The sequence below is a fragment of the Rhizobium sp. ERR 1071 genome (assembly GCF_007828675.1).
Lineage (GTDB): Bacteria > Pseudomonadota > Alphaproteobacteria > Rhizobiales > Rhizobiaceae > Rhizobium > Rhizobium dioscoreae.
On record NZ_VITM01000035.1, the window covers coordinates 1 to 1155 of the forward strand.

General features: G+C 62.8%; 1 protein-coding gene. It reads left to right on the top strand.

All coding sequences use genetic code 11. The features are described 5' to 3' along the window. Window positions 1–202: 202 nt before the first annotated feature. On the top strand, window positions 203–1132 hold the full coding sequence (locus FBZ99_RS32985; protein ID WP_145637477.1) for an IS110 family transposase: 930 nt from the start codon (window positions 203–205) through the stop codon (window positions 1130–1132). The last annotated feature ends 23 nt before the right edge of the window (window positions 1133–1155 follow it).

Below are 1155 nucleotides of genomic sequence, written 5' to 3' on the forward strand. Positions count from 1 at the left end.
CCCTACGGGGCACCTTTGTAACTTCCCTTTCTCCGCTATTGGCGCTGTAGTGCCTGTTGCGGTGGTGGATGGAAGACCGATGCACCTTTGGGACACCAAGCCCGTGGGAGAGCGAGAGTCTGCATCCGCCGTTCCATTGAACCCGAACAGTCGCCAGGGCCGCTTGCGCAAGCAAAGCCCGGTTAGGCAAGGAAGGGATCAGATGGACAAGATTGTTGGCATCGATGTTTCGAAGGACCGGCTTGACGTGGCGGTCATGCCGCAGACAGAGGCCTTTGCTGTCGGCAATGACCATGCCGGCATCGATGAACTGATCGGCCGGCTGAAGACCATCGGTGCCGATGCGATCGCGCTGGAAGCAACCGGCGGCTACGAGACGCTGGCGGTGGCCGGGTTGTCATCGGCGGGATTGACGGTCCTCGTCGTCAATCCGGCGCAAGTGCGCGCCTATGCCAATGCCATCGGCCGCAGGGCCAAGACCGATCCGATCGATGCAGCTGTCATCGCCGCCTTCGTCCTTGCGACGAAGCCGGAGATCCGGCCGTTGCGTGATGCCGAGACACAGGCTTTGTCCGAACTCGTGGCGCGCAGGCGGCAGATCGTGCAGATGATTGTCGCGGAGGAGAACCGGTTGCGTCAGGCGCTGGCCAAGCAGGCGCAGAAAAGCAACAAGCGCTTGCTTGCAGCCTTGCGTCGCGAGCTCGAAAGCCTCGATGCCGATCTCGACGGCCATATCCGCAAGTCGCCGATATGGCGCGTGCGCGAGAAGCTGCTCGTCTCCGTACCGGGCGTCGGGCCGACAACGGCCCGCACGCTCCTGGCCGAGCTGCCTGAACTGGGCAGTCTCGACCGGCGCCAAATTGCCTCGCTGGCAGGTCTTGCGCCGTGGACGCGGCAATCGGGCAAGTGGAAGGGCAAGAGCTTCATTGGCGGCGGCAGGGGCAAGGTGCGCGCCGTGCTGTTCATGGCCGCCCTTGTCGCCAGCCGCCACAACCCAAGCCTCAAGGCCTTCCGCGACCGGCTCGTCGCATCAGGCAAGCCGAAGATCGTTGCTATCGTCGCAACCATGCGAAAACTCCTCACCATCCTCAACGCCATCATTCGAGACGCAAGACCATGGCAAAACGCTTGACAGCAAAGACAGTCGCTCTCCCC